The 24095-nt window shown below is 71.1% G+C and carries 20 protein-coding genes and 1 pseudogene; 8 read left to right on the top strand and 13 right to left on the bottom strand.

Annotated elements, in window-relative coordinates; all coding sequences use genetic code 11:
* Nucleotides 1-42: 42 nt before the first annotated feature.
* Nucleotides 43-915 (bottom strand): NAD-dependent epimerase/dehydratase family protein, encoded by an 873-nt coding sequence (locus IE136_RS23000; protein WP_158992045.1) that lies wholly within the window; start codon nucleotides 913-915, stop codon nucleotides 43-45.
* Between the two features lie 64 nt (nucleotides 916-979).
* On the opposite strand from IE136_RS23000, the gene IE136_RS36605 reads away from it, so the two are divergent.
* The gene (locus tag IE136_RS36605; protein WP_158992047.1) at nucleotides 980-1996 is read left to right on the top strand and encodes a GNAT family N-acetyltransferase; all 1017 of its coding nucleotides are present in this window, start codon (nucleotides 980-982) and stop codon (nucleotides 1994-1996) included.
* A 239-nt stretch (nucleotides 1997-2235) separates the two neighbouring features.
* Here IE136_RS36605 and pssA read toward each other — a convergent pair whose 3' ends face one another.
* The 9 genes from pssA to IE136_RS22950 all read right to left on the bottom strand — a co-directional run bounded on the left by pssA (nucleotide 2236) and on the right by IE136_RS22950 (nucleotide 13292).
* Entirely contained in the window at nucleotides 2236-3102 is an 867-nt protein-coding gene (gene pssA / locus IE136_RS22990; RefSeq protein WP_158994853.1) for a CDP-diacylglycerol--serine O-phosphatidyltransferase, read from the bottom strand.
* Complete coding sequence (locus IE136_RS22985) at nucleotides 3095-3751, bottom strand: phosphatidylserine decarboxylase (RefSeq protein WP_158992049.1); 657 nt, start codon at nucleotides 3749-3751, stop codon at nucleotides 3095-3097. The genes pssA and IE136_RS22985 overlap by 8 nt, the downstream gene beginning before the upstream one ends.
* A 166-nt stretch (nucleotides 3752-3917) precedes the next feature.
* Complete coding sequence (locus tag IE136_RS22980; protein WP_158992051.1) at nucleotides 3918-5123, bottom strand: acyl-CoA dehydrogenase family protein; 1206 nt, start codon at nucleotides 5121-5123, stop codon at nucleotides 3918-3920.
* 2 nt (nucleotides 5124-5125) lie between these two features.
* Nucleotides 5126-5650, bottom strand: a complete 525-nt coding sequence (locus tag IE136_RS22975; protein ID WP_019890462.1) for a MaoC family dehydratase — start codon at nucleotides 5648-5650, stop codon at nucleotides 5126-5128.
* Between the two features lie 4 nt (nucleotides 5651-5654).
* A complete protein-coding gene (locus IE136_RS22970) occupies nucleotides 5655-6674 on the bottom strand; it encodes an HpcH/HpaI aldolase/citrate lyase family protein (protein WP_158992053.1) in 1020 nt (339 codons plus the stop codon).
* Nucleotides 6671-8686 carry an ethylmalonyl-CoA mutase gene (locus IE136_RS22965; protein ID WP_158992055.1) on the bottom strand — a complete coding sequence of 672 codons (2016 nt, stop codon included), beginning with the start codon at nucleotides 8684-8686 and terminating at the stop codon, nucleotides 6671-6673. Before IE136_RS22965 ends, IE136_RS22970 begins: the two co-directional genes overlap by 4 nt.
* A 9-nt stretch (nucleotides 8687-8695) precedes the next feature.
* Nucleotides 8696-10033, bottom strand: a complete 1338-nt coding sequence (gene ccrA, locus IE136_RS22960) for a crotonyl-CoA carboxylase/reductase (protein ID WP_158992057.1) — start codon at nucleotides 10031-10033, stop codon at nucleotides 8696-8698.
* 459 nt (nucleotides 10034-10492) lie between these two features.
* Nucleotides 10493-11389 (bottom strand): TetR family transcriptional regulator, encoded by an 897-nt coding sequence (locus tag IE136_RS22955; RefSeq protein ID WP_189601271.1) that lies wholly within the window; start codon nucleotides 11387-11389, stop codon nucleotides 10493-10495.
* A gap of 121 nt (nucleotides 11390-11510) precedes the next feature.
* Complete coding sequence (locus tag IE136_RS22950; protein ID WP_158992061.1) at nucleotides 11511-13292, bottom strand: 3-hydroxyacyl-CoA dehydrogenase family protein; 1782 nt, start codon at nucleotides 13290-13292, stop codon at nucleotides 11511-11513.
* A gap of 291 nt (nucleotides 13293-13583) precedes the next feature.
* Between IE136_RS22950 and IE136_RS22945 the strand changes: the two genes are divergently transcribed.
* The gene (locus IE136_RS22945) at nucleotides 13584-14210 is read left to right on the top strand and encodes a HEAT repeat domain-containing protein (protein WP_158992063.1); all 627 of its coding nucleotides are present in this window, start codon (nucleotides 13584-13586) and stop codon (nucleotides 14208-14210) included.
* A gap of 80 nt (nucleotides 14211-14290) precedes the next feature.
* Here the strand turns inward: IE136_RS22945 and IE136_RS22940 are convergent, their stop codons facing one another.
* From IE136_RS22940 to IE136_RS22930, 3 genes are all read right to left on the bottom strand, one after another.
* The gene (locus tag IE136_RS22940; protein ID WP_158992065.1) at nucleotides 14291-14698 is read right to left on the bottom strand and encodes a RidA family protein; all 408 of its coding nucleotides are present in this window, start codon (nucleotides 14696-14698) and stop codon (nucleotides 14291-14293) included.
* A gap of 98 nt (nucleotides 14699-14796) precedes the next feature.
* The gene (locus tag IE136_RS22935; protein WP_189601270.1) at nucleotides 14797-16374 is read right to left on the bottom strand and encodes an alpha/beta hydrolase; all 1578 of its coding nucleotides are present in this window, start codon (nucleotides 16372-16374) and stop codon (nucleotides 14797-14799) included.
* A gap of 59 nt (nucleotides 16375-16433) precedes the next feature.
* The gene (locus IE136_RS22930; RefSeq protein WP_189601269.1) at nucleotides 16434-17459 is read right to left on the bottom strand and encodes an Rv2578c family radical SAM protein; all 1026 of its coding nucleotides are present in this window, start codon (nucleotides 17457-17459) and stop codon (nucleotides 16434-16436) included.
* A gap of 150 nt (nucleotides 17460-17609) precedes the next feature.
* Here IE136_RS22930 and IE136_RS22925 point away from each other — a divergent pair, with 150 nt between their 5' ends.
* From IE136_RS22925 to IE136_RS22900, 6 genes and pseudogenes are all read left to right on the top strand, one after another.
* Entirely contained in the window at nucleotides 17610-18053 is a 444-nt protein-coding gene (locus tag IE136_RS22925; RefSeq protein WP_158992071.1) for an SRPBCC family protein, read from the top strand.
* A gap of 376 nt (nucleotides 18054-18429) precedes the next feature.
* Nucleotides 18430-18731: pseudogene (locus tag IE136_RS22920) on the top strand (carboxypeptidase-like regulatory domain-containing protein); the annotation flags it as partial.
* Nucleotides 18732-18887: 156 nt separating this feature from the next.
* Complete coding sequence (locus tag IE136_RS22915) at nucleotides 18888-19721, top strand: M55 family metallopeptidase (RefSeq protein WP_158992073.1); 834 nt, start codon at nucleotides 18888-18890, stop codon at nucleotides 19719-19721.
* On the top strand, nucleotides 19714-21048 hold the full coding sequence (locus tag IE136_RS22910; protein ID WP_189601268.1) for a M20/M25/M40 family metallo-hydrolase: 1335 nt from the start codon (nucleotides 19714-19716) through the stop codon (nucleotides 21046-21048). Before IE136_RS22915 ends, IE136_RS22910 begins: the two co-directional genes overlap by 8 nt.
* A 10-nt stretch (nucleotides 21049-21058) precedes the next feature.
* Nucleotides 21059-23092, top strand: a complete 2034-nt coding sequence (locus IE136_RS22905; protein WP_189601267.1) for a S9 family peptidase — start codon at nucleotides 21059-21061, stop codon at nucleotides 23090-23092.
* Nucleotides 23089-24081 (top strand): S66 peptidase family protein, encoded by a 993-nt coding sequence (locus IE136_RS22900; RefSeq protein WP_189601266.1) that lies wholly within the window; start codon nucleotides 23089-23091, stop codon nucleotides 24079-24081. Before IE136_RS22905 ends, IE136_RS22900 begins: the two co-directional genes overlap by 4 nt.
* Nucleotides 24082-24095 lie beyond the last annotated feature (14 nt).

Genomic DNA, 24095 nt, shown 5'->3' with positions numbered 1-24095 from the left:
CCGTCCCGCCGCGTGGTCCGCGGCGGGACGGCCCGGCCGTCGTCAGCTCCCCTGGCGGGCGAAGCCCTCGCGCCAGGACGGGTACGCCGGTGTCCAGCCGTTTGCCCGCGCCCGGGCGTTCGAGGCGCCCCGGGCCCAGGGCGCACCGCCCGCCGTCCGCGCGGGGGCCGGTGAGCCGAGGGCCCGCGCGAGCACCGGGACCCAGGTGTGGGCGGGGGCGGGCTCGTCGTCGACCACGTTGTACACGCCCGCCGGCCATTCCAGGGCCAGGGCGGCTGCCTTCGCCGCGTCCTCGACGTGGACGAAGGAGCTCACCGAGGCGTCCGCCGCCACGCTGCCGAGGAAGCGGGCCCGGTCGTCGCCGCGCAGCGCCGCCGCGACCGGCCCGCCGGGGGCGTACCAGGTGCCGGGACCGTAGAGGACGCCGTACCGCAGGACCACCCCCTCCGGCAGCTCGGCGGCCTGTGTCTCCAGCGCCCGCACCCCTCCCACGATCCGCGCCCGCGGCTGATCGTCCGTGCGGTCCAGCGGTACGGACTCGTCGGCGGGACCGTCCCCGGGCGCGTACGCCCAGCCGATCGACTGCGCGACGATCCGGCTCACGCCCGCGGCCCGCGCCGCGTCCACGAGGTGGCGCGTGCCCTCGCGGCGCAGCCGGTTGTTGGCCGCGCCGTCGGCCGAGGCGAGATCGGTCAGCTGGTGGATCACGACGTCGGGGGCGGCCTCGGCGACGGCGCGGCGCAGGCCCCGTGGATCCAGCGCGTCGGCCCGTACGCCCTCCGCGCCGCTCGCGCGGATCCGTTCGACGCCCTCGGCCGAGCGGGAGACGCCGGTCACGCGGTGGCCGGCGTCGAGGAGCAGGGGGAGGAGGAGCCGGCCGATCACGCCCGTGGCGCCCGCGAGGAACACATGCATGTGATCATCGTAGGCATGAGCATGTCGTCACCTTGGGGTAACAACCGAGTGTGAAGCTCGGGCCATGAACGACTTCCTCACCGTCCGGCCCGCCGCCCTCGGCGACCCCCGGATCTCCACCCTCCTCGCCGCCTACCACCTGAGCACGGAGGCGGAGAAGGGCACCCCGGCCGGCTCGCCCGCCGAGCTGCCGCCCGCCTACCGGGCCGAGGTGCTCACCCCGGAGACCGCCCTCGCCGACGACACCGTCCTGCTCGCCGTGGACGGGGCGGAGACGGCGGCCGGCGTGGTGGTCCTGAGCGCGCCGCGCGCCCATGGGGCACCGGAGATCAAGCGCCTCTGGGTCGACCCCGCCGCGCGCGGGCGGGGCGCCGCGGCCGCCCTGATGGACGAGGCCCTGCGCCGCGCCGAGGCGACCGGAGCCCGTTCCGTGCGCCTCTCTGTCTGGCTCTGGCGGGAACACGCCCTCGCGCTCTACCGCCGGCTCGGCTTCCGGCCGGTCCACCCCTGGGACGACCGCCCCGGCCTGCTCTGCCTGGAGAGGGTCCTGAGCCCCGCCCCGCAAGTCGAGCGGCTCGGCCCCGCGCGGATCCGAGCCCACGCCGCCGACGGCCTCGCCGCCCTCCTCGTGGACGCCGTCGACGGCGGAGCCTCCCTCGGCTTCCTGGCGCCCCTCGAACCCGGCGAGGCCGCCTCCTGGTGGCGGGAGGTCGCCGACGAGGCCGAGCGGGGCGTACGGGAGGTGTGGGCGGCGTACGGCACCGGAGACGAGATCCTCGGCGCGGTCACTCTCGTCCGTACCGACAAGCCGAACGGCCGCCACCGCGGCGAGATCGCCCGGCTGATCGTCCACCGCACCGCCCGCGGCCAGGGCCTCGGTGCCCGCCTCCTCGCCACGGCGGAGTCGCACGCGGTGGCCCAGGGCCTCACCCTGCTGATCCTGGACACCCAGACCGACAGCCCCGCCGAGGGCCTCTACCGCAAGGCCGACTGGACCCCGGCCGGCGTCATCCCCGACTTCGCCGCCGACCCCACCGGCACGCTCCGCCCCACCACGCTGTACTACAAACAGCTGCCCTAGGTGGCCGTGTCCGTAGAGTCCCGCCTGGCCCGCGACGCCTGGCACGCACGCTCGCCGCGTTGTCGGGATCACCCGAGTGCGCCCGGTACGAGGGCGATCCTCCGCCTCGCGATCGCACGCACCAGACGCCGCAGGCCCTGCCCTGCGGGCAGACGGCGCTACCTTCCGGACACGACCGAGGAACGAGATGGGCCCGGAGACGGAAGTCTCCGGGCCCATCTCGTGTCGTACGCGTGTCCCTAGGGCAGCTGCGCCGCACGAGCCTCGCGGCTCTCGCGGCGGCTGCCGCGGAAGGTGTTCACCCTGCGGGCGGTCGCGAAGAGGGGGATCACGGCGCCCATCACCACCTGCAGCGCGCAGCCCGTCTGCAGCAGGAACTGTCCGCCCGGCGCGTCGAACGCCCAGGCCGCCAGCATCCCCATGGCACCGACGATCCAGGCGAGCATCGCCACCGCGAGGACGCCCCGCGGCTTGGGGTACTCGACCCGGCTCACCATCAGCCAGGCGACACCGATGATCGCGAGCAGCGTCGGGATGAACGGCAGCTCCAGGAGCACGATCGAGACCACCGTGAGCGCGCCGAAGGGGCTCGGCATGCCCTGGAACATGCCGTCCTTCATGGTCACGCAGGAGAATCTCGCCAGCCGCAGCACCACCGCGAGCAGCACCACGATCGCGGCCACCGCCGAGACCTTCTGCTGCGCGCCGGGCGTGACCATGCCGTACACGAGTACGAAGTAGGCCGGGGCCAGACCGAAGCTGATCAGGTCCGAGAGGTTGTCGAGCTCGGCGCCCATCGGCGACGAACGCAGCTTGCGCGCCACGATGCCGTCGAAGAGGTCGAAGATCGCCGCGGCCAGCATGAGGATCACGGCGGTGGCGGCGCTGTTGCGTGCCATGCCGGTCTCGGCGCTGCCCGTGAGGTGCGGGATGAGGATGCCGGTGGTGGTGAAGTACACCGCCATGAATCCGCACGTGGCGTTACCGAGCGTGAGGGCGTCCGCTATGGACAGCCTCAACGACAGCGGCATCTCCTCGGCCTCTTCTGCGGCGTCCTCGGTCGCGTCGGCGACCCATTCCGCGGCCCGGGTGTCGGGATCAATCACGGTCAATGCGAGTCACCCCTGCGGTCGTGGTCTGACCGACCTCGACAGCGACGTCGACACCTTCCGGAAGGTAGATGTCAACGCGCGACCCGAATCGGATCAGACCGATGCGCTCGCCCTGCTCGACCTTCGTCCCCTGCGGGATGTACGGAACGATGCGGCGGGCCACGGCCCCGGCGATCTGCACCATCTCGATGTCGCCGAGCTCGGTGTCGAAGTGCCAGACAACGCGCTCGTTGTTCTCGCTCTCCTTGTTGAACGCCGGGACGAACCCGCCGGGGATGTGCTCCACGGACGTCACCGTGCCGGCCAGCGGCGCGCGGTTGACGTGGACGTTCAGCGGGCTCATGAAGATGGCGACCCGGGTGCGTCCGTCCTTCCACGGCATGATGCTCTGCACCACACCGTCGGCGGGGGAGATGACCCGGCCCTGAGCGATCTCCCGCTCGGGGTCGCGGAAGAACCACAGCATGCCGGCCGCGAGCGCGGTGGTGGGCACGGCGATGGCCGCGGCGCGCCTCGACCTGCGCGAGCGCGCCAGGCTGAGCGCCGCGGTGGCGACGGTCGGCAGAAGCCACGGCGATGCTCCGCGCGCGAGGCGTACGCCGGCGAGGCTGTCGCGGTGTGCAGAGGTTTGGCTGTGGGGCATGGATGACCTTCGTAGCGGGTGATGCCGCACTGGCGGGGGACGGCGGCTTTCCGGCGATGCTATCGGTTGCGGGGCGCAACTGGGCAAGCCAGAAGCCGAGTCGGCGGCCGGAAGAAGATGACAGGGTGTGATCTTCTTCGCGGCCGAACCGGCTCAAAAGCGACAATCAACCCTGGAATCGGTACTCCTCGAGCAGCCGACGACCAATGATCATTTTCTGGATCTCGGCGGTACCTTCGCCGATGAGCAGCATCGGAGCCTCGCGGTAGAGGCGCTCGATCTCGTACTCCTTCGAGAACCCGTACCCGCCATGGATACGGAACGCGTCCTCGACGACTTCCTTGCAGTATTCGGAGGCGAGGTACTTCGCCATCCCTGCTTCGAGGTCGTTTCGCTCCCCGGAGTCCTTTTTGCGTGCTGCGTTGACCATCATCGCATGAGCGGCCTCGACCTTGGTAGCCATTTCGGCCAGTTTGAACTGGATCGCCTGGTGCTGGGCGATCGGCTTGCCGAAGGTGTGGCGCTGCTGGGCATACGAGACACCCAGTTCGAACGCACGCTGAGCGACGCCGCAACCACGGGCCGCCACATTGACGCGCCCGACCTCGACACCGTCCATCATTTGGTAAAACCCTCGGCCGGTGACCCCGCCGAGCACCCGATTGGCCGGAATGCGCAGTCCGTCCATGATGAGCTCGGTGGTGTCGACGCCCTTGTAACCCATCTTGTCGATCTTCCCGGGGATCGTGAGGCCGGGGCGGACCTCTCCGAAGCCGGGCTCCTTCTCGACGAGGAAGGTCGTCATCGACTTGTGGGGGGCGGTGCCCTCCGGGTGTCCTTCGTCACTTCGGACGAGAACGGCGACCAGGTTGGACGTCCCGCCGTTCGTCAGCCACATCTTCTGGCCGTTGAGGACGTACTCGTCGCCGTCCTTGACCGCCTTGGACGTGATGGCCGACACGTCCGAGCCGAGGGCCGGCTCCGACATCGAGAAGGCGCCGCGCGTCTCGCCCGCCGCCATCCGCGGAAGGAAGTACTCCTTCTGCTCCTGCGTGCCGTGCTGCTTGAGCATGTACGCGACGATGAAGTGCGTGTTGATGATGCCGGAGACCGACATCCAGCCGCGGGCGATCTCCTCCACGCACAGCGCGTAGGTGAGCAGCGACTCACCCAGGCCCCCGTACTCCTCGGGGATCATCAGACCGAAGACGCCGAGCTCCTTGAGCCCGTCGACGATCTCCTGGGGGTACTCGTCGCGGTGCTCCAGCTCCGTCGCGACCGGGATGATCTCCTTGTCGACGAAGTCCCGGACGGTGGAGAGGATCTCCTGCTGCACATCGGTCAGACCATGGGTCTGGGCGAGTCGCGCCATGACTACTTCTCCGACTTCTTGGAGGGCTCGATCAGCTCGGGGCGGCCGGGCTGCTCGCCGCCGCGCTCCTTGATGTACGTCTCGGTGGGGACCATCACCTTGCGGCGGAAGACGCACACGAGGGTGCCGTCCTGCTTGTAGCCCTTGGTCTCGACGTAGACGATGCCGCGGTCGTTCTTCGACTTCGACGGAGTCTTGTCGAGGACCGTGGTCTCGCCGTAGATGGTGTCGCCGTGGAAGGTCGGCGCGACGTGGCGCAGTGACTCGATCTCCAGGTTGGCGATCGCCTTGCCCGAGACGTCCGGGACGGACATGCCGAGCAGGAGCGAGTAGATGTAGTTGCCGACGACGACGTTCTTCCCGAAGTCCGTCGTGTTCTCCGCGTAGTTCACGTCCATGTGCAGCGGATGGTGGTTCATCGTCAGCAGGCAGAAGAGGTGGTCGTCGTACTCGGTGACCGTCTTTCCGGGCCAGTGCTTGTAGACGGCACCGACTTCGAACTCTTCGTAGGTACGGCCGAACTGCATGGTCCTACGCCTCCGGGATCTCGAACTTGCTGGTGCGCTGCATACCGGCGGCGCGGCCCTTGCCGGAGATGACCAGGGCCATCTTGCGGCTGGCCTCGTCGATCATCTCGTCGCCCAGCATCGCCGAGCCCTTCTTGCCACCGGCCTCGGACGTGTAGTAGTCGTACGCGTCCAGGATCAGCTCGGCGTGGTCGAAGTCCTCCTGCGAGGGCGAGAAGATCTCGTTCGCGGCGGCGACCTGGTCAGGGTGGAGCACCCACTTGCCGTCGAAGCCCAGGGCGGCGGCGCGCCGCGCGACCGCCTTGTAGCCCTCGGGGTTGCGGATCTGGAGGTAGGGGCCGTCGATCGCCTGGAGGTTGTTGGCGCGGGCGGCCATCAGGATCCTCATCAGGATGTAGTGGTAGGCGTCGGCGTCGTAGCCGGGCGGCTGCTCGCCGACGACCAGGGACTTCATGTTGATGGAGGCCATGAAGTCGGCCGGGCCGAAGATGATCGTCTCGACCCGCGGGGAGGCCGTGGCGATCGCGTTGACGTTGTTGAGGCCCTGCGCGTTCTCGATCTGCGCCTCGATGCCGATCTTGCCGACCTCGAAGCCCATCGTCTTCTCGATCTGCGTCAGCAGGAGGTCGAGCGCCACGATCTGCTGGGCGTCCTGGACCTTCGGCAGCATGATGCAGTCGAGGTTCTGGCCGGCGCCCTCGACGACGGTGACGACGTCACGGTACGTCCAGTGGGTCGTCCAGTCGTTGACCCGCACGACCCGCGTCTTGCCGGTCCAGTCGCCCTCGTTGAGGAACTTCACGATGGTGTGGCGCGCCTCGGGCTTGGCGAGCGGCGCGCAGGCGTCCTCCAGGTCCAGGAAGACCTGGTCGGCGGCGAGACCCTGGGCCTTCTCCAGGAAGCGCGGGTTCGAGCCGGGCACGGCCAGGCACGAGCGACGCGGGCGGAGACGGTTCACCGAGGAAGAGGCAGCGGCGGAGCCGCTTCCGGCAAGGGGGGTGGTGGGAGACGGGTGGGCGGTCATGCGGGGACCTCCAGAGGGTCGAGCTTGTTCGCTTTCCGGATCTCGTCGACGATACGGCCGATGATCTCGGTGATACCGAAGTCCTTCGGTGTGAAGACGGCGGCGACACCCGCACGCTTCAGATCTGCGGCGTCGGCGTTCGGGATGATCCCGCCGACGATGACCGGAATGTCCTCCGCGCCCGCCTCCCGGAGACGGTCGAGGACGTCCGGGACCAGCTCGGCGTGCGAGCCGGAGAGGATCGACAGACCCACGCAGTGCACGTCCTCCGCGAGGGCCGCGTTGACGATCTGCTCGGGCGTCAGCCGGATCCCCTGGTAGACCACCTCGAACCCGGCGTCACGCGCGCGTACCGCGATCTGCTCGGCCCCGTTGGAGTGCCCGTCCAGGCCGGGCTTGCCCACCAGGAGCCGCAGCCGCCCGGAGCCGAGCTCGTCTGCGGTCCGCGTCACCTTCTCCCGTACGAGAGCGAGCGGCGTGCCCTCCTCGGCGGTCACGGCGACCGGGGCCGAGGAGACGCCGGTCGGGGCGCGGAACTCGCCGAAGACGTCCCGCAGCGCCCAGGACCACTCGCCGGTGGTGACACCGGCCCGCGCGCACTCCAGGGTGGCGGCGAAGAGGTTGCCGTCCCCGGCCGCCGTCGCCTTCAGCGCGGCCAGCGCCTCCTGGGCGCGGGTCTCGTCACGGTTGTCGCGCCACTCGTGGAGCTTGGCGACGACCTTGGCCTCGTTGGCCGGGTCGACCGTCATGATCGCCGTGTCGAGGTCCGCGGTGAGCGGGTTCTCCTCGGTCGTCTCGTAGATGTTGACGCCGACGATCTTCTCGTCGCCGGCCTCGATCCGGGCGCGCCGCTCGGCGTGCGAGGAGACGAGCTGCGACTTGAGGTAGCCGGACTCGACGGCGGCCATCGCGCCGCCCATCTCCTGGATCCGGTCGATCTCGGCCAGGCACTCCTCGACGAGCGAGTCGACCTTGGCCTCGATGACGTGCGAGCCGGCGAAGATGTCCTCGTACTCCAGCAGGTCCGACTCGTGAGCCAGGACCTGCTGGATACGGAGCGACCACTGCTGGTCCCAGGGACGGGGCAGCCCGAGCGCCTCGTTCCACGCGGGCAGCTGCACGGCACGCGCGCGTGCGTCCTTGGAGAGCGTCACGGCCAGCATCTCGAGCACGATCCGCTGGACGTTGTTCTCCGGCTGCGCCTCGGTCAGACCGAGCGAGTTGACCTGGACGCCGTAGCGGAAGCGGCGCTGCTTGGCGTCCTCGATGCCGTACCGCTCGCGGGTGACCTTGTCCCAGATGCGGCCGAAGGCACGCATCTTGCACATCTCCTCGATGAAGCGGACGCCCGCGTTCACGAAGAAGGAGATCCGTGCGACGACCTCGCCGAAACGGTCCGCCGGGACCTGGCCGGAGTCGCGGACCGCGTCGAGCACCGCGATCGCGGTGGACATCGCGTACGAGATCTCCTGGACCGGAGTGGCCCCCGCCTCCTGCAGGTGGTAGCTGCAGATGTTGATCGGGTTCCACTTCGGGATGTGGTTCACCGTGTAGGTGATCATGTCCGTCGTCAGCCGCAGCGACGGGCCGGGCGGGAAGACGTGCGTCCCGCGCGACAGGTACTCCTTCACGATGTCGTTCTGCGTGGTGCCCTGGAGCCTGGTGACGTCCGCACCCTGCTCCTCCGCGACCACCTGGTAGAGCGCCAGGAGCCACATCGCCGTGGCGTTGATGGTCATCGAGGTGTTCATCTGTTCCAGGGGGATGTCCTGGAACAGCCGGCGCATGTCACCGAGGTGCGAGACCGGGACCCCGACCCGGCCGACCTCGCCGCGGGCGAGGATGTGGTCGGGGTCGTAGCCGGTCTGCGTCGGCAGGTCGAACGCGACCGAGAGGCCGGTCTGCCCCTTGGCGAGGTTGCGCCGGTACAGCTCGTTGGACGCCTCGGCGGTCGAGTGACCGGCGTACGTCCGCATGAGCCACGGACGGTCCTTCTTCTGGCGCTCGGTCATGTCTGGGCCTCAGATGTTCCGGAAGCGGTTGATGGCGTCGATGTGCTTCGCGCGCATTTCCTCGTCGCGCACGCCCAGACCCTCCTGGGGCGCGAGCGCGAGGACGCCGACCTTGCCCTGGTGGAGGTTGCGGTGGACGTCGTAGGCGGCCTGCCCGGTGTCCTCCAGGGAGTAGACCTTGGAGAGGGTCGGGTGGATCTTGCCCTTGGCGATCAGGCGGTTGGCCTCCCACGCCTCGCGGTAGTTGGCGAAGTGCGAGCCGATGATCCGCTTCAGCGACATCCACAGGTAGCGGTTGTCGTACTCGTGCATGTAGCCCGAGGTCGAGGCGCAGGTGGTGATCGTGCCGCCCTTGCGGGTGACGTACACGCTCGCGCCGAAGGTCTCACGGCCGGGGTGCTCGAAGACGATGTCGATGTCCTCGCCGCCGGTGAGCTCGCGGATGCGCTTGCCGAAGCGCTTCCACTCCTTCGGGTCCTGGGTGTGCTCGTCCTTCCAGAACTTGTAGCCCTCGGCGTTGCGGTCGATGATCGCCTCGGCGCCCATCGAGCGGCAGATGTCCGCCTTCTGGTCGCTGGAGACGACGCAGATCGGGTTGGCGCCGCCGGCCAGCGCGAACTGGGTGGCGTACGAGCCGAGTCCGCCGCTCGCGCCCCAGATCAGGACGTTGTCGCCCTGCTTCATGCCGGCGCCGTTGCGGGAGACCAGCTGGCGGTACGCGGTGGAGTTGACCAGGCCGGGCGAGGCCGCCTCCTCCCAGCTGAGGTGGTCCGGCTTCGGCATCAGCTGGTTGGACTTCACGAGCGCGATCTCGGCGAGGCCGCCGAAGTTGGTCTCGAAGCCCCAGATGCGCTGCTCGGGGTCGAGCATCGTGTCGTTGTGACCGTCCGAGGACTCCAGCTCGACCGAGAGGCAGTGCGCCACGACCTCGTCGCCGGGCTTCCACGAGTTCACGCCGGGGCCGGTGCGCAGGACGACGCCCGCGAGGTCGGAGCCGATGATGTGGTAGGGCAGGTCGTGACGCTTGCTGAGGTCGCTGAGCCGGCCGTAGCGCTCCAGGAAGCCGAAGGTCGACACGGGCTCGAAGATCGAGGTCCAGACCGAGTTGTAGTTCACGGAGCTGGCCATGACGGCGACCAGGGCCTCGCCCGGGCCGAGCTCGGGGAGCGGCACGTCGTCGAGGTGGAGCGACTTGCGCGGGTCCTTCTCGCGGCTGGGGAGACCGTCGAACATCTCGGTCTCGTCCTTGTGCACGGTCACCGCGCGGTACGACTCGGGGAGCTTGATGTTGGCGAAGTCTGCGGAGGTGGACTCCGACGACTGGATCGCGTCCAGGATTTCCTTCACGGGATTGCCTCCGGCGGTGCGGTGTCTGAGGGGGGCGATGAGGGAGCCCCCCGCGGGGACGGGGTGGTGTGGTGCTGTGGAGGTGTGCCGTCGGTTCGGCGGGTGGTGCTGTCGGCCGCGCCGGCTCCGCTGCGCTCCGCCTTTGCTCGTGACAAAGGCGCTGAGGAAGCAAAGCTGTGCGCTGAAGTTTGCCTGTGACGCAGGCGTCCGGGCGCACAATCACGATCGCTTGTGGGGACAGCCGGCGCACGAGGAGACCTCTGCGCGCCGGCCGCCCGGACACCATCAACGTATGGCACGGCGTGTCACGTGACAAGGCACTGCGTGCCAACAATTTCACTCAGATGCAATCCGTCGGTCACACATGAGCGATGATCGATCGAAAGTAGGGGAGAAGCCTGTACGAAAACGACGAAAGCCGCCCCCCTCGGGGCGGCTCTCCTCGTGAAAGAGTGCTGGTCAGTCGCTCTTGAGCGCTTGCTGGATGGTCCGCATGACCTCGTCCAGCGGCGCGTCCGTACGCGCCACGGCGACGAGTACGCCCCCCTCGGCCGAGGCGGTGGCCGCAGGGGCCTGGGCGGCCCGCTGCCGGTCTCCCTGCGGCGTGGCCGACGGGGCGGACGCCTGCTGAGCGGCCTGGGCGGAATGCGGCGCCTGCGCTGCCTGCGAGGCCGGGCGGGCGCCTATGCCCGAGCCGAACGTCTCCCGCACGATCGCGAAGGCGTGGTCCAGCTGCGCCTCCACATCGCCCTGGCCCCCCGCCCGCAGCCAGCGCCGCAGCACGTGGTTGTGGGCGGTGACGACCGCCGAGGCGGCCACCTCGGCGAGCAGGGGGTCGTCGTTGCCGTCGTGATGGTCGCGCTCGTCGAAGTGGCCGAGGAGATAGCGCGTGAACAGCCGCTCGTAGCGGGCCACCGAGGCGATCTCGCGCTCCCGCAGGGTCGGCACCTCGCGGGTCAGCCGGTAACGCTCCACCGAGACCGCCGGCGAACCGGCGTACATCTTCATGACTTCCTTGATCCCCCGGCACACCGTGTCCAGCGGGTGCTCGTGCGGCGGCGCGGCATTCAGTACCGCCTCCGCCCGGACCAGAGTGTCGTCGTGGTCCGGGAAGATCGCCTCTTCCTTGGAGCGGAAGTGGCGGAAGAAGGTCCGCCGCGCGACCCCTGCCGCCGCGGCGATCTCGTCGACGGTGGTGGCCTCGTACCCCTTGGTCGCGAAGAGCTCCATGGCCGCGGCCGCCAGCTCGCGGCGCATCTTCAGACGCTGGGCGGCCGCGCGGGTGCCGGCCGCGCTCTCCGTGGTCTCGGAGCCGGACGCGGACGTGGCACGGGGTGACTTAGCGGCCTTGGACATGTCCTGAACGTACTGCATCGGTGCGGGAGTGTGCCCAGGTGGGGGAGGGTCGCCCGGCGCCTGACCCGGGATGCCGGAGGCGCTCCCGGGGCTCAGCAACCCTCCCCAGCCCGCGGCGGGCTCAGCGTCGGGCATATTCGCGGAAGCCGCGCCCCGTCTTGCGGCCCAGGCAGCCGGCCGCCACGAGGTGCTCCAGGAGCGGCGCCGGAGCCAGGCCCGGGTCGCGGAACTCGCGGTGCAGCACCTTCTCGATGGCGAGCGAGACGTCGAGGCCGACGACGTCCAGGAGCTCGAACGGACCCATCGGGTAGCCGCCGCCCAGCTTCATGGCGGCGTCGATGTCGTCCAGCGTGGCGTAGTGCTCCTGGACCATCTTGATCGCGTTGTTCAGGTACGGGAAGAGCAGCGCGTTCACGATGAAACCGGCCCGGTCGCCGCAGTCCACCGGGTGCTTCTTGATCTTCCCGGTGACCTCGCGGACGGTGGCGTGGACGTCGTCGGCGGTCAGGACCGTACGGACGATCTCGACCAGCTTCATCGCCGGGGCCGGGTTGAAGAAGTGCATGCCGATCACGTCCTGTGGGCGCGAGGTGGCGCGCGCGACGGCGACGACCGGCAGCGAGGAGGTGGTGGTGGCGAGCACCGCGCCCGGCTTGCAGACCTTGTCGAGCGTCGCGAAGAGCTGCCGCTTGATCTCCAGGTCCTCGGCGACGGCCTCCAGGGCCAGGTCCACCTCGGCGAACGCGTCCAGCGCGCCGGCCGGGGTGATCCGGGCCAGCGTCTCTTCACGGGCCTCGGCGGTCATCCGGCCCTTGTCGACCGAACGGGTGAGCGACTTCGCGATCCGGGCCTTGGCGGTGTCGGCCTTCTCCTGCGAACGGGCCGCGAGGACGACGTCGTAACCGGCCTTGGCGAAGACCTCGGCGATGCCCGAGGCCATCGTTCCCGAGCCGGCGACACCGACCGAGCGGACCTCCCGGCCCGGGACGGTGCCGGCGCTCTCCAGCGGGGTGAGCGCGTCGCGGACCACGGTGGCGGAGCCCGGCGCGTCGTACGAGTAGAAGCCGCGCCCCGACTTGCGCCCGGTGAGACCCGCCTCGCTGAGCTGCTTGAGGATGGGGGCGGGGGCGTGCAGCCGGTCGCGCGACTCGCTGTACATCGCCTCCAGGACGGTACGGGCGGTGTCGATGCCGATCAGGTCGAGCAGCGCCAGCGGGCCCATCGGCAGACCGCAGCCCAGTTGCATGGCGGCGTCGATGTCCTCGCGGGAGGCGTACTTGGCCTCGTACATGGCGGCGGCCTGGTTGAGGTAGCCGAAGAGCAGTCCGTCGGCGACGAAGCCGGGGCGGTCGCCGACGGCGACGGGCTCCTTGCCGAGGTCGTGCACGAGGTCGGTGACGGCCGCGACGGCCTGCGGCGCGGTCAGGACCGAGGAGACGATCTCCACCAGCTTCATCGCCTGGACCGGGGTGAAGAAGTGCAGGCCGAGGACGCGCTCCGGGTGGGCCGAGTCGGCGGCCAGGCGGGTGACGGAGAGCGCGTTGGTGCCGGTGGCGATGATCGCCTCGGGCCGGACGACGGCGTCCAGGGCCCGGAAGACCTCCTGCTTGGCCTCGTACGACTCGGGCACGACCTCGATCACGAGATCGGCGTCCGCGGCCGCCTGGAGGTCGGAGAAGGTGCGGAAGCGGGCGAGAACGTCCTGCCGCTCCTCCTCGGTGATCCGCTCACGGGCCACCGCACGGGCGGTGGAGGCCTCCAGCGCGGCGACGGCACGGGTGGCGGCGGCCTCGCTGATGTCGATGCCGATGACCTCACGGCCGGACCGGGCGAGGACGTCGGCGATGCCCGCGCCCATGGTGCCGAGACCGACGACGGCGATGGTGGAGAGAGGGGTGTCCATCAGGGGACTCCAGGGAGGGAAGAGTGACGACTGAAGGCGGCGATACGGGCGCGATCAGGGATCGCCCGCGGGGCGCGAGAGAACGCGCGGGAAAAGGTGCGGCGGACTCTGTCCCGGAGCCACGCCGAAAACTGCCGAACCGACAAACTCGGTCTCACGACAACTGCGTCACCTGGTTGTCGCGAGGGTGCGGGGGTGACCCGCTCACCTGAGATTAACCGGCGGGTAACGAGCGCGCCAGTCCCGGGGAGTTCGGAAAATGTGATCTGGATCGCGGATACGCTGACCGCCATGGATATCGCTCAGAACCCTGAATTCTGCTCGATGATCGATCGATTGCGGGACGAGATCCAAAACGACTCGGAAGCCGATCGGAAATCCATCCGGGAACTCGAAGAACTCGTCGTCGCCGACGCCCCCGAGGAGTTCGTCCGCGTGCTGGCCGCCCCCGGGCAGCCCCTCTGGGCGCGCGAGATCGCCGCCTTCCGGCTCGGCCTCGCCGGTGACCCCCGCGCCTTCGAGACCCTGGTCCTGCTCCTCAACCACCGTGACCCGGAGCGCTGCGTCTCCGCCGCCTACGCGCTCCTGCGGCTCGGCGACCCCCGCACCGCGCGGGCCGCCGCCGCACTCGCCACCAACGAACTCCGCGTCGGATACGCCCTGTTGCCGGTTCGGCTTCTTGCCGACCTGCGCGCGCCCGAGTCCGTGCCCGCGCTGATCACCGTCCTCGAACGGCGCCTCGCGCGCACCGACCCGCACTGGCGGGTCGGCCTGGCCTGCGTGGAGGGCCTCGGCGCGCTCGGCGACCCGCGCGCCCGGCCGGCCCTGGAGGCCGCCCTGCCCCACCCCCGCCTCGGCGAGGCGGCCGCTCAGGCCCTCGCCCGGCTCCAGGGCCCGACGGCGGGGCGGTCTGGCTAGGCGGTGTCTTGTGGCTCAGGCCGGATCAGTGAGCGTGCGTGCCAGGCGGCGCGAGTCCGGCGAGATCCACAAGCCACCCCTCAGGAAGCCTCCGGGACGAGTGCGTACGCCTCGATCTCGAGCAGCAGCTCCGGGCGGACCAGCGCCGAGACCTGCACGGCCGAGCTCGCCGGGAGCGGAGCCGAGCCGAAGGCCTCGTCCCGGGCCTCCCGCACCGCCGGGAGGTGCGCGACGTCGGTGACGAAGTACGTCAGCTTCACCACGTCCCCGAAACCGGCGCCCGCCGCGGCCAGGCAGCGGCGCAGGTTCCAGAAGATCTGACGGGCCTGCATCCCGGGATCGCCCTCACCCACGACCGCGCCCGAGGCGTCGAGGGAGCACTGACCGGATATCGCGACGAACCGGCCCGTGCCCCAGACGACGTGGCTGTACTGGGGGCTCGGGGCGACCCCTTCGGGTGCGGACAGGTGGGTGAGATGCGTACTCATGCCCGACATCCTCCCGTACGCCACTGACAACGCGGTCGGCACCCACCCCTCAGCCGCCCACCCCTCAGTCGCCCGCCGCCCGCGGCCGGCCCGCCCCCTCAGCCGCCCTGGCCCAGCAGGCCGTGCAGCACCGCGGCGCCGGTGCGGGCCTTCGGCGGCGCCACCGGCTTCGGCTCCGGGAGCGCCGCGCAGACCGCGTCCGCCTCCGAGGTGCCGTCACCGCGCGGCACGACCCCCGTGTCGAGATAGGCCGTCAGGTGCTCGTCCAGACAGTCGTTGCCGCTCAGCGTCACGCCGTGGTTGCCACCGCCCTCCTCGACCACGAGGCTGGAGCCGCGCACCATCCGGTGCAGCGCCACGCCCCCTTCGTACGGGGTCGCCGCGTCGTCCGTCGCCTGGACGATGAGCACCGGCGGCACCTTGTCGTTCGTGACGTCGGGCGGGGTGAGCGAGTCCACCGGCCAGAACGCGCAGGGAGCGTTGTACCAGGCGTTGTTCCAGGTGGAGAAGGGCGCCTTGGCGTGTACGTCCCAGTTGTCCTTGCGCCAGACGTTCCAGTCCCGCGGCCAGTTCGCGTCCCGGCACTGCACGCTCGTGTAGACCGAGTAGCTGTTGTCGGCCACGGCGTCGGCCGCCGCGTGGTCCTCGTACGCCTTCGTCAGCGGCGCCGGGTCCTTGTCGTTGACGTACGCCGCGAACGCCGCGGCCAGCTTCGGCCAGTACCCGTCGTAGTACCCGCCCGGCAGGAAGGTGTCCTCCAGCTCGCCGGGGCCGACCTTCCCGCCGGCCGGGCTCTCGCGCACCGCGTCCCGCATCCGGTACCACGCGGCCTCGACCTCGGCCGGGTCCGTGCCCAGCCGGTACGTCGCGTCCTGGCGGGCCACCCACGCCATGAAGTCCTTGTGCCGGGTGTCGAACGCGTAGTCCTGCGCGATGTTGTCCTCGTACCAGACGCCCTGCGGATTGACCACGGAGTCGAGGGCGAACCGGCCGACCCGCTCCGGGTGCAGCCGGGCGTACACGGCGCCGAGGTAGGTGCCGTAGGAGTACCCCAGGTAGTTCAGCCGGGGCGCGCCGAGCGCCGCGCGGATCGCGTCCATGTCACGGGCCGCGCTGACCGTGTCGATGTACGGCAGGACGTCGCCGTGCTTCTTTCCGCACGCCTCCGCGAAGGCCCGCGCCCGCTCGACGCCCCGGCGCTCGCCCTCCGCGCCGCTCGGCACCGAGTCGTGCCGCACCGGGTCGAAGTGGCCGGGTCTGCAGTCGAGGGCGGGCTCGCTCCTGCCCACGCCCCGCGGGTCGAAGCCGATCACGTCGTACCGCGCCGCCACCCTGGCGGGCAGCGCGCCGGCCACGAACCCGGCCATCAGCCGCCCGCTGCCGCCCGGCCCGCCCGGGTTGACGAGCAGCGGTCCCTGCGACTCCTTCGCCGTGTGGGCGACCCGGGTCAGCGCGAGCGTGATCGACCGGCCGGCCGGATCGTCGTGGTTCAGCGGCACCTGGAGCGTGGCGCACTGGAGCTTCGGATACGCCGGTGTGGCGCAGCCCGTCCAGACGAGCGGGGCGATCGGGCGGGCGGTCGGTTCGGGGCGGGGCTCGGCGGACGCGGGCAGGACGGTGACCGTCCCGGCGATCAGGGCCCCAGTGGCGATCAGCGTTCCTGCGCGTGGGTTCATAGGGCGTCCGTGCCCGCAAGACCGTGCGGAAGGACGCGTTCCGCCGAGAGCTCACCCGATCAGAGGAGGGTGAGCTGGGTCGGCTCGGGTTGCGCGGGCCCTTCCGGTACGGGTGTCCGGCCCGCTCCCCGCCGGCCGGGCCCGATCCCGAACTCGGCCGCCAGCTCGTGCACCTGACGGGTGATCCGGCGCTGGTACCAGGTCGGCGCGTACGCCCCGTCCGCGTACATCCGCTCGTACCGCCCCACCAGCTGCGGGTGGTGCCGCCGCAACCAGGCCATGAACCACTCCCGCGCGCCGGGCCGCAGATGCAGTACGAGCGGGGTCACGGAGGTCGCCCCCGCCTCGGCGACGGCGCGGACCGTCTCGCGCAGCTGCTCGGGCCGGTCGCCGAGGAACGGGACGACCGGGGCCATCAGCACCCCGCACCCGATGCCGTGCTCGCCGAGTGTCCTGACGACGTCCAGGCGGCGCTGGGGGGAGGGCGTGCCCGGCTCGAGCGTGCGCCACAGCTCCTGGTCGGTGAAACCGACGGAGACGGAGATGCCGACCTCGGTCAGCTCGGCCGCCCGTACGAGCAGGTCCAGGTCCCGGAGGATCAGGGTGCCCTTCGTGAGGATGGAGAAGGGGTTGGCGTGGTCGCTCAGCGCGGAGATGATCCCCGGCATCAGTTGGTAGCGGCCCTCGGCGCGCTGGTAGCAGTCGACGTTGGTCCCCATGGCGATGTGCGCGCCCTGCCAGCGGCGGGAGGCGAGGTGTCCACGCAGCAGCTCCGGGGCGTTGATCTTCACGACGATCTGGGAGTCGAAGCCGAGGCCGGTGTCGAGGTCCAGATAGCCGTGGGTCTTGCGGGCGAAGCAGTAGACGCACGCGTGCGTGCAGCCGCGGTACGGATTGACCGTCCATTCGAACGGCATGCGCGAGGCGCCCGGCACCCGGTTCACGATGGACCGCGCCCGCACCTCGTGGAAGGTGATCCCGCGGAACTCCGGGGTGTCGAAGGTCCGGGTGGTGACCGCGTCCGTACCGAACAGGGCGGTGTCTGCGGGGGCGACGGGGTCGTCGCCCAGATGGTCCCAGCGCATGGACGCCTCCTCGGTGGCTGCGGTGGCCTGAGCCGTGTCGACAGAATAGAACACATGTTCCCTTGATCGCTGCGACCCGGATTTGGGAGGGCCGGGCCCAGATGGTTGGCTGGTCCCACACCCCCGAGGAACCAAGCTGGAGGAAGTGCCATGGCGCAGGTCGAGGCCACGACGGAGCGGATCATCGCGGCGGACGCGGAGACGGTGTTCGACGCTCTGGCCGACTACAGCGGCACCCGCGCGAAGCTGCTGCCGGAGCACTTCAGCGAGTACGAGGTGCGCGAGGGTGGCGACGGCGAGGGCACCCTCGTCCACTGGAAGCTCCAGGCCACCAGCAAGCGCGTCCGCGACTGCCTCCTGGAGGTCACCGAGCCCACCGACGGTGAACTCGTCGAGAAGGACCGCAACTCCTCGATGGTCACCACCTGGACCGTCACGCCCGCCGGCGAGGGGAAGTCCAGGGCTGTCGTCAGCACCGTCTGGAACGGCGCCGGCGGCATCGGCGGCTTCTTCGAGAAGACCTTCGCGCCCAAGGGTCTCGGCCGCATCTACGACGCCCTCCTCGCCAACCTGGCCGCCGAGGTCGAGAAGTAACCTCCCCGGTGAGCCCCGCTCACCGATTCGAGTGGTTTCCCCGCGACCCCCACGAGAGCGCCCCGCGCGCCGAGGGGGCGCGGGCGCTCTCGCAAACGCGGATGATGAGCGCGCCAAGCGCCACCCGGCACACCCGGCACGGGGCGTTCGCGACCTGGCGCGCCATCGGCGCTCCGCGCCGCCCGACTTGTTCCCGCTTCGCACCCGATGCGAAGAACGGCGCGGTGCCGACGCCGTGACGAGGGGAGCGGCACGGGGGTGCGATCACGCCGGCGAAGGACGACGTGCCGCTCGTCGCGGGCGACCCGCCCTCCGGCCACGAACCGCCGCCCGCCACGGACCCGGCGCTTCGACCCCCACAGGGTCCGGCTCGTTGAGCGTCCACTCCTCCCGCGAAACCCGGCAGGACATCGGACGCACAGGCGGCGTCGTGCTGCGCGGGACGGTCCGCGCCGGCGGCGGCCGCCCGGTCGAGGACGCCCGGGTCACCCTTCTCGACGCGGCGGGCCACGTCGTCGACACGCTGACGACGGGACCGGACGGCACCTTCCGCTTCGTGGACCCGTCCTCGGGCGGGTACACGGTGATCGCGGCCGGCTACCCCCGGTCGCTACCGTCCTCCGGCTCGCGGGCGGCGGCCGCACCGAATGCGACCTGCGGCTCGGCGACGAGGACTGACGGAACGCCGGACCACCGGTGGACACGTCCTCGCCGTCCCGGTGAGGACGTGTCCACCGGTGACAAGGGGCGGCCCATGAGCAAGGATGCTCTGGCCGGTGCCTTCGAGCGGCTCTGCCCAGAAGGCCCGACCGACCTCGGGGAACTGGGAGAGCCGTGAAGATCCTGATCAGCGCCGACATGGAAGGCGCCACCGGCGTCACCTGGCCCGCCGACGTGCTGCCCGGGACTCCGCAGTGGGAGCGGTGCAGGTCCATGTTCACCTCGGACGTGAATGCGGCCGTCCTCGGGTTCTTCGAAGGCGGCGCCGACGACGTGCTGATCAACGAGGCGCACTGGACCATGCGGAACCTGCTGCTCGAACAGCTCGACGAGCGGGCCGAGATGCTGACCGGGCGTCACAAGTCGCTCTCCATGGTCGAGGGCGTGCAGCACGGCGACGTCGACGGCATCGCCTTCGTCGGGTACCACACCGGTGCCGGGGCCGAGGGGGTGCTCGCGCACACCTACCTCGCCAACTCCATCACCGGTGTCTGGCTCAACGGGGAGCGCGCGAGCGAGGGGCTGCTCAACGCCCATGTGGTCGCGGAGTACGGCGTGCCGGTGGTGCTGGTCACCGGTGACGATCTGACCTGCGAGGACGCCCTCGGTTACGCGCCCGAGGCGCGCAAGGTCGCGGTGAAGGACCACGTCTCGCGGTACGCGGCGGTCTGCCGGACCCCGCGTCGTACGGCGGCCGAGATCCGGGACGCGGCGAGGGCGGCGGCGGCCCTCGCCGTACGGCACGAGCCGGTGCGGGGCGGGCCGTTCACGGTGGAGCTGGAGTTCGACGCCGAGCACCTGGCGGCCGCCGCGACGGTGGTGCCCGGGGTGGCGCGCAGCGGTGAACGCCGGGTCGCGTACACCAGCGAGACGATGTACGAGGGCATTCGCACGTTCAAGGCGGTCACCACGATCGTCTCCGCAGCGGTGGAGGAACAGTATGGCTGAGCCGGTCCATGGCCCAGACGCCACGGCGCTCGACGAGGTGGTGACCTTCACCTCCGAGCTGATCCGGATCGACACCACCAACAAGGGCGGCGGTGACTGCTTCGAGCGCCCCGCGGCCGAGTACGTCGCCGAACGCCTGGCCGCCGCCGGGCTGGAACCGGCGCTGCTCGAGCGGACCCGGGGTCGCACCAACGTGGTGGCCCGCATCGCGGGGACCGACCCCACCGCCGACGCCCTGCTCGTCCACGGCCACCTGGACGTCGTCCCGGCCGAGACCGCCGACTGGTCCCTCCACCCCTTCTCCGGCGAGGTCCGCGACGGAGTCGTCTGGGGGCGCGGCGCCGTCGACATGAAGAACATGGACGCGATGGTGCTCGCCGTCGTCCGTTCCTGGGCCCGCCAGGGCATCCGGCCGCGCCGGGACATCGTCCTCGCCTACACCGCCGACGAGGAGGCCAGCGCCGAGGACGGCTCGGGCTTCCTCGCCGACCACCACCCGAGCCTCTTCGAGGGCTGCACCGAAGGCATCAGCGAATCGGGGGCCTTCAGCTTCCACCCGCACCCCGGCATGACCCTCTACCCGATCGCCGCAGGCGAGCGCGGCACCGCCTGGGTCAAGCTCACCGCCCACGGCAGGGCGGGGCACGGCTCCAAGGTGAACACCGCCAACGCCGTCACCCGGCTCGCCGCGGCGGTCGCCCGCATCGGCGCGCACCCCTGGCCGGTCCGTCTCACCCCGACCGTACGGGCGGCCCTCACCGAACTGGCCGCGCTGTACGGCATCGAGACCGATGTGACGGCGGACGGCTTCGACGCCGACGTGCTCCTGGAGAAGCTCGGCCCGGCCGCCGCCCTGGTCGAGCCGACCGTACGCAACAGCGCCAACCCGACCATGATGGAAGCCGGTTACAAGGTGAACGTCATCCCGGGCCATGCCGTCGCGTACGTCGACGGCCGCATGCTGCCGGGCGGCGAGGAGGAGTTCGTCGAGACGATGGACCTGCTCACCGGACCGGACGTGGAGTGGGAGTTCCACCACCGCGAGGTCCCGCTGCAGGCCCCGGTCGACTCGCCGACGTTCGCCAAACTCCGTGCCGCCGTCGAGCACTTCGACCCCGACGGGCACGTCGTCCCCTTCTCCATGTCCGGCGGCACCGACGCCAAGCAGTTCTCGCGGCTCGGCATCACCGGCTACGGCTTCTCCCCGCTGAAGCTGCCCCCGGACCTGGACTACGGAGCGCTCTTCCACGGCGTCGACGAGCGCGTCCCCGTCGACGCCCTGCACTTCGGTGTCCGCGTCCTCGACCACTACCTGCGGTCCGCGTAAAGGAGTCGAGATGGTCCCCACGGCCGCCTACGGCACCTGGCCTTCCCCCATCGACGCAGCACTCGCCGCCTCGCACGACGGGCGCCCCGAATACGTCGGCGTCGTCGGCGACGAGGTGTGGTGGACCGCCCCACGCCCCAGCGAGGGCGGCCGGCGCGCCCTGGTGCGCCGGCGCGCCGACGGCACCGAGGAGTCGCCGCTCCCCACCCCCTGGAACGTCCGCAGCCGCGTCGTCGAGTACGGCGGACAGCCCTGGGCCGGTCACGCACGGGAGGCCGACGGCCCCCTGATCGTCTTCAGCCACTTCCCCGACCAGCGGCTGTACGCGTACGAACCCGACGCCGCCCCGGGCGGACCCGCGGCCGCGCCCCGGCCGCTCACCCCCGTCTCGGCCGTCGGAGGCGGACTGCGCTGGGCCGATCCGGTCATCCATCTCGACCGGGGCGAGGTCTGGTGCGTCCTGGAGGAGTTCACCGGGCCCGCCCCCACGGACGTACGCCGGGTTCTCGCTGCGGTCCCCCTGGACGGATCGGCCGCCGAGGACCGCTCCGCCGTACGGGAACTCGCCGAGGGGCGGCACCGGTTCGTCACCGGCCCGCGGCTCTCCCCGGACGGCCGCCGGGCCGCCTGGATCGGCTGGGACCACCCGCGGATGCCCTGGGACGGTACGGAGGTGCTGGTCGCCGACGTCACTCCCGAGGGGGTCCTCCGGGACGCCCGTCCCGTCGCGGGCGGCCCCGAGGAGTCGGTGCCGCAGGTCGGCTGGAGCGCCGACGGCCGGCTGCTGTACGTCAGCGACCGCGGCGGCTGGTGGAATCTCTACCGGTCGGACGTCGAGGTCGACGCCGACACCGCCGGTGACACCGCCGGCGACGACCGCGCACCGGTCGCGCTCTGCCCTCGTGCCGAGGAGTTCGGCGGACCGCTGTGGAAGATCGGTCTGAGCTGGTTCCACCCGCTGGAGAACGGCCTGATCGCCGTCATCCATGGCAGGGGAGCCACCGCGCTCGGCATACTCGACCCGGAGAGCGGCGAACTCGTGGACACGGCGGGCCCCTGGACCGAATGGGCGTCCACCCTCGCCGGGCACGGCACCCGCGTCATCGGGGTGGCCGCGAGCCCGCGCAGCGCCTACGAGGTCGTGGAACTGGACACCCGTACCGGCCGGGCCCGGGTCATCGGCTCGGCCCACGACGACCCGGTCGACCCGTCGTACTACCCCGAACCCCAGATCCGCACCTTCACCGGACCCGACGACCGCGAGATCCACGCCCACGTCTACCCGCCGCACAGCCCCGACCGGATCGCCCCCGCCGCGGAGCTGCCGCCCTACGTGGTGTGGGCGCACGGCGGCCCGACCGGGCACGCCCCGCTCGTCCTCGACCTGGAGATCGCCTACTTCACCTCCCGGGGGATCGGGGTCGCCGAGGTCAACTACGGCGGCTCCACCGGATACGGGCGGGAGTACCGCGAGCGGCTCCGCGAGCAGTGGGGCGTGGTCGACGTGGAGGACTGCGCGGCCGTCGCCGAGGCGCTCGCCACCGAGGGCACCGCCGACCCGGCCCGCCTGGCGATCCGGGGCGGCAGCGCGGGCGGCTGGACCGCCGCCGCCTCCCTCGTCACCACCGACGTCTACGCCTGCGGCACGATCATCTACCCCATCCTCGACCTGCTGGGCTGGGCCACCGACGAGACCCACGACTTCGAGTCCCGTTACCTGGAGTCGCTGGTCGGGCCGCTCGCCGAGGTGCCCGCCCGCTACCGGGAGCGCTCGCCCCTGCAGCACGTCGAGCGGATCTCCGCTCCCTTCCTGCTGCTCCAAGGGCTCGACGACGTGATCTGTCCGCCGGCGCAGGCCGAGCGGTTCGTCGCGCGGATGGCGGGGCGGGGAGTCCCGCACGCCTACATCGCCTTCGAGGGCGAGAGCCACGGTTTCCGGCGCGCCGACACGATGATCCGCGCGCTGGAGGCGGAACTGTCCCTGTACGCACAGGCCTTCGGTATCGAACGGCCCGACGTTCCGCTCCTGGAGCTGAGGAAATGACGGAGACCCCGGCGGCGTCCGTGCCCCCGGCGACCTCGACGCCGGTGACCCCGCCGACTGCGGTGGCTCCGCTCGCCCGGCCGGCCCGGCTACGCCCCGGCGCCAGGGTCGCCGTCGTCGCGCCCAGCGGACCCGTACCCGAGGAGCGCCTCGCGGCCGGGCTCGACATACTGCGCGGCTGGCACCTGGAGCCGGTGGTCGCCCCCCATGTCCTCGACACCCACTCGGAGCTGAGGTACCTGGCGGGCACGGACCGGGCCCGCGCCCGGGACCTCCAGGAGGCCTGGTGCGATCCGTCCGTCGCCGCGGTGATCTGCGCGCGAGGAGGCTACGGCGTCCAGCGGATGGTGGATCTGGTCGACTGGGCGGCGATACGGGCGGCCGGCCCCAAGGTGTTCGTCGGCTACAGCGACGTCACCGCGCTGCACGAGGCGTTCGCCGTCCGCGCGGGCCTCGCCACCCTGCACGGCCCGATGGTGGCGGCCGGGACCTTCCTCAAGGACGCCCGCACCCAGGAATCGCTGCGGGCGACCCTCTTCGAGCCAGAATCGGTGCGGACCATCGGCCTGGACACCGCGCGGACCCTGGTCCCCGGACGGGCACACGGCGTCACCCTCGGCGGCTGCGTCAGCGTCCTCGCGGCCGACCTCGCCACCCCGAACGGCCGGCCCTCGGCCCGCGGCGGCCTGCTGCTCCTGGAGGACGTGGGGGAGGAGCCGTACCGCCTGGACCGGATCCTCACCCAGCTGCTGCGCTCCGGCCGGCTGGACGGGGTCGCGGGCATCGGACTGGGGTCGTGGGAGGAGTGCGGACCCTACGAGGAGGTGCGGGCGGTGCTTGCCGACCGGCTGGGCGGCCTCGGGGTCCCCGTCGTGGAGGAGATGGGGTTCGGTCACAGCGCGACGGCGCTGACCGTGCCGCTGGGGCTGCCCGGGACGCTGGACACGGAGTCGGGGACGCTGACGCTCGACGTCCCGGCCCTGGTCTGAGCTGACCGGCCGTC

It is taken from the genome of Streptomyces lateritius (assembly GCF_014649715.1).
GTDB lineage: Bacteria > Actinomycetota > Actinomycetes > Streptomycetales > Streptomycetaceae > Streptomyces > Streptomyces lateritius.
Note: the sequence above shows the minus strand (reverse complement) of the source record. Positions and strands in the feature narration are given on the sequence as shown.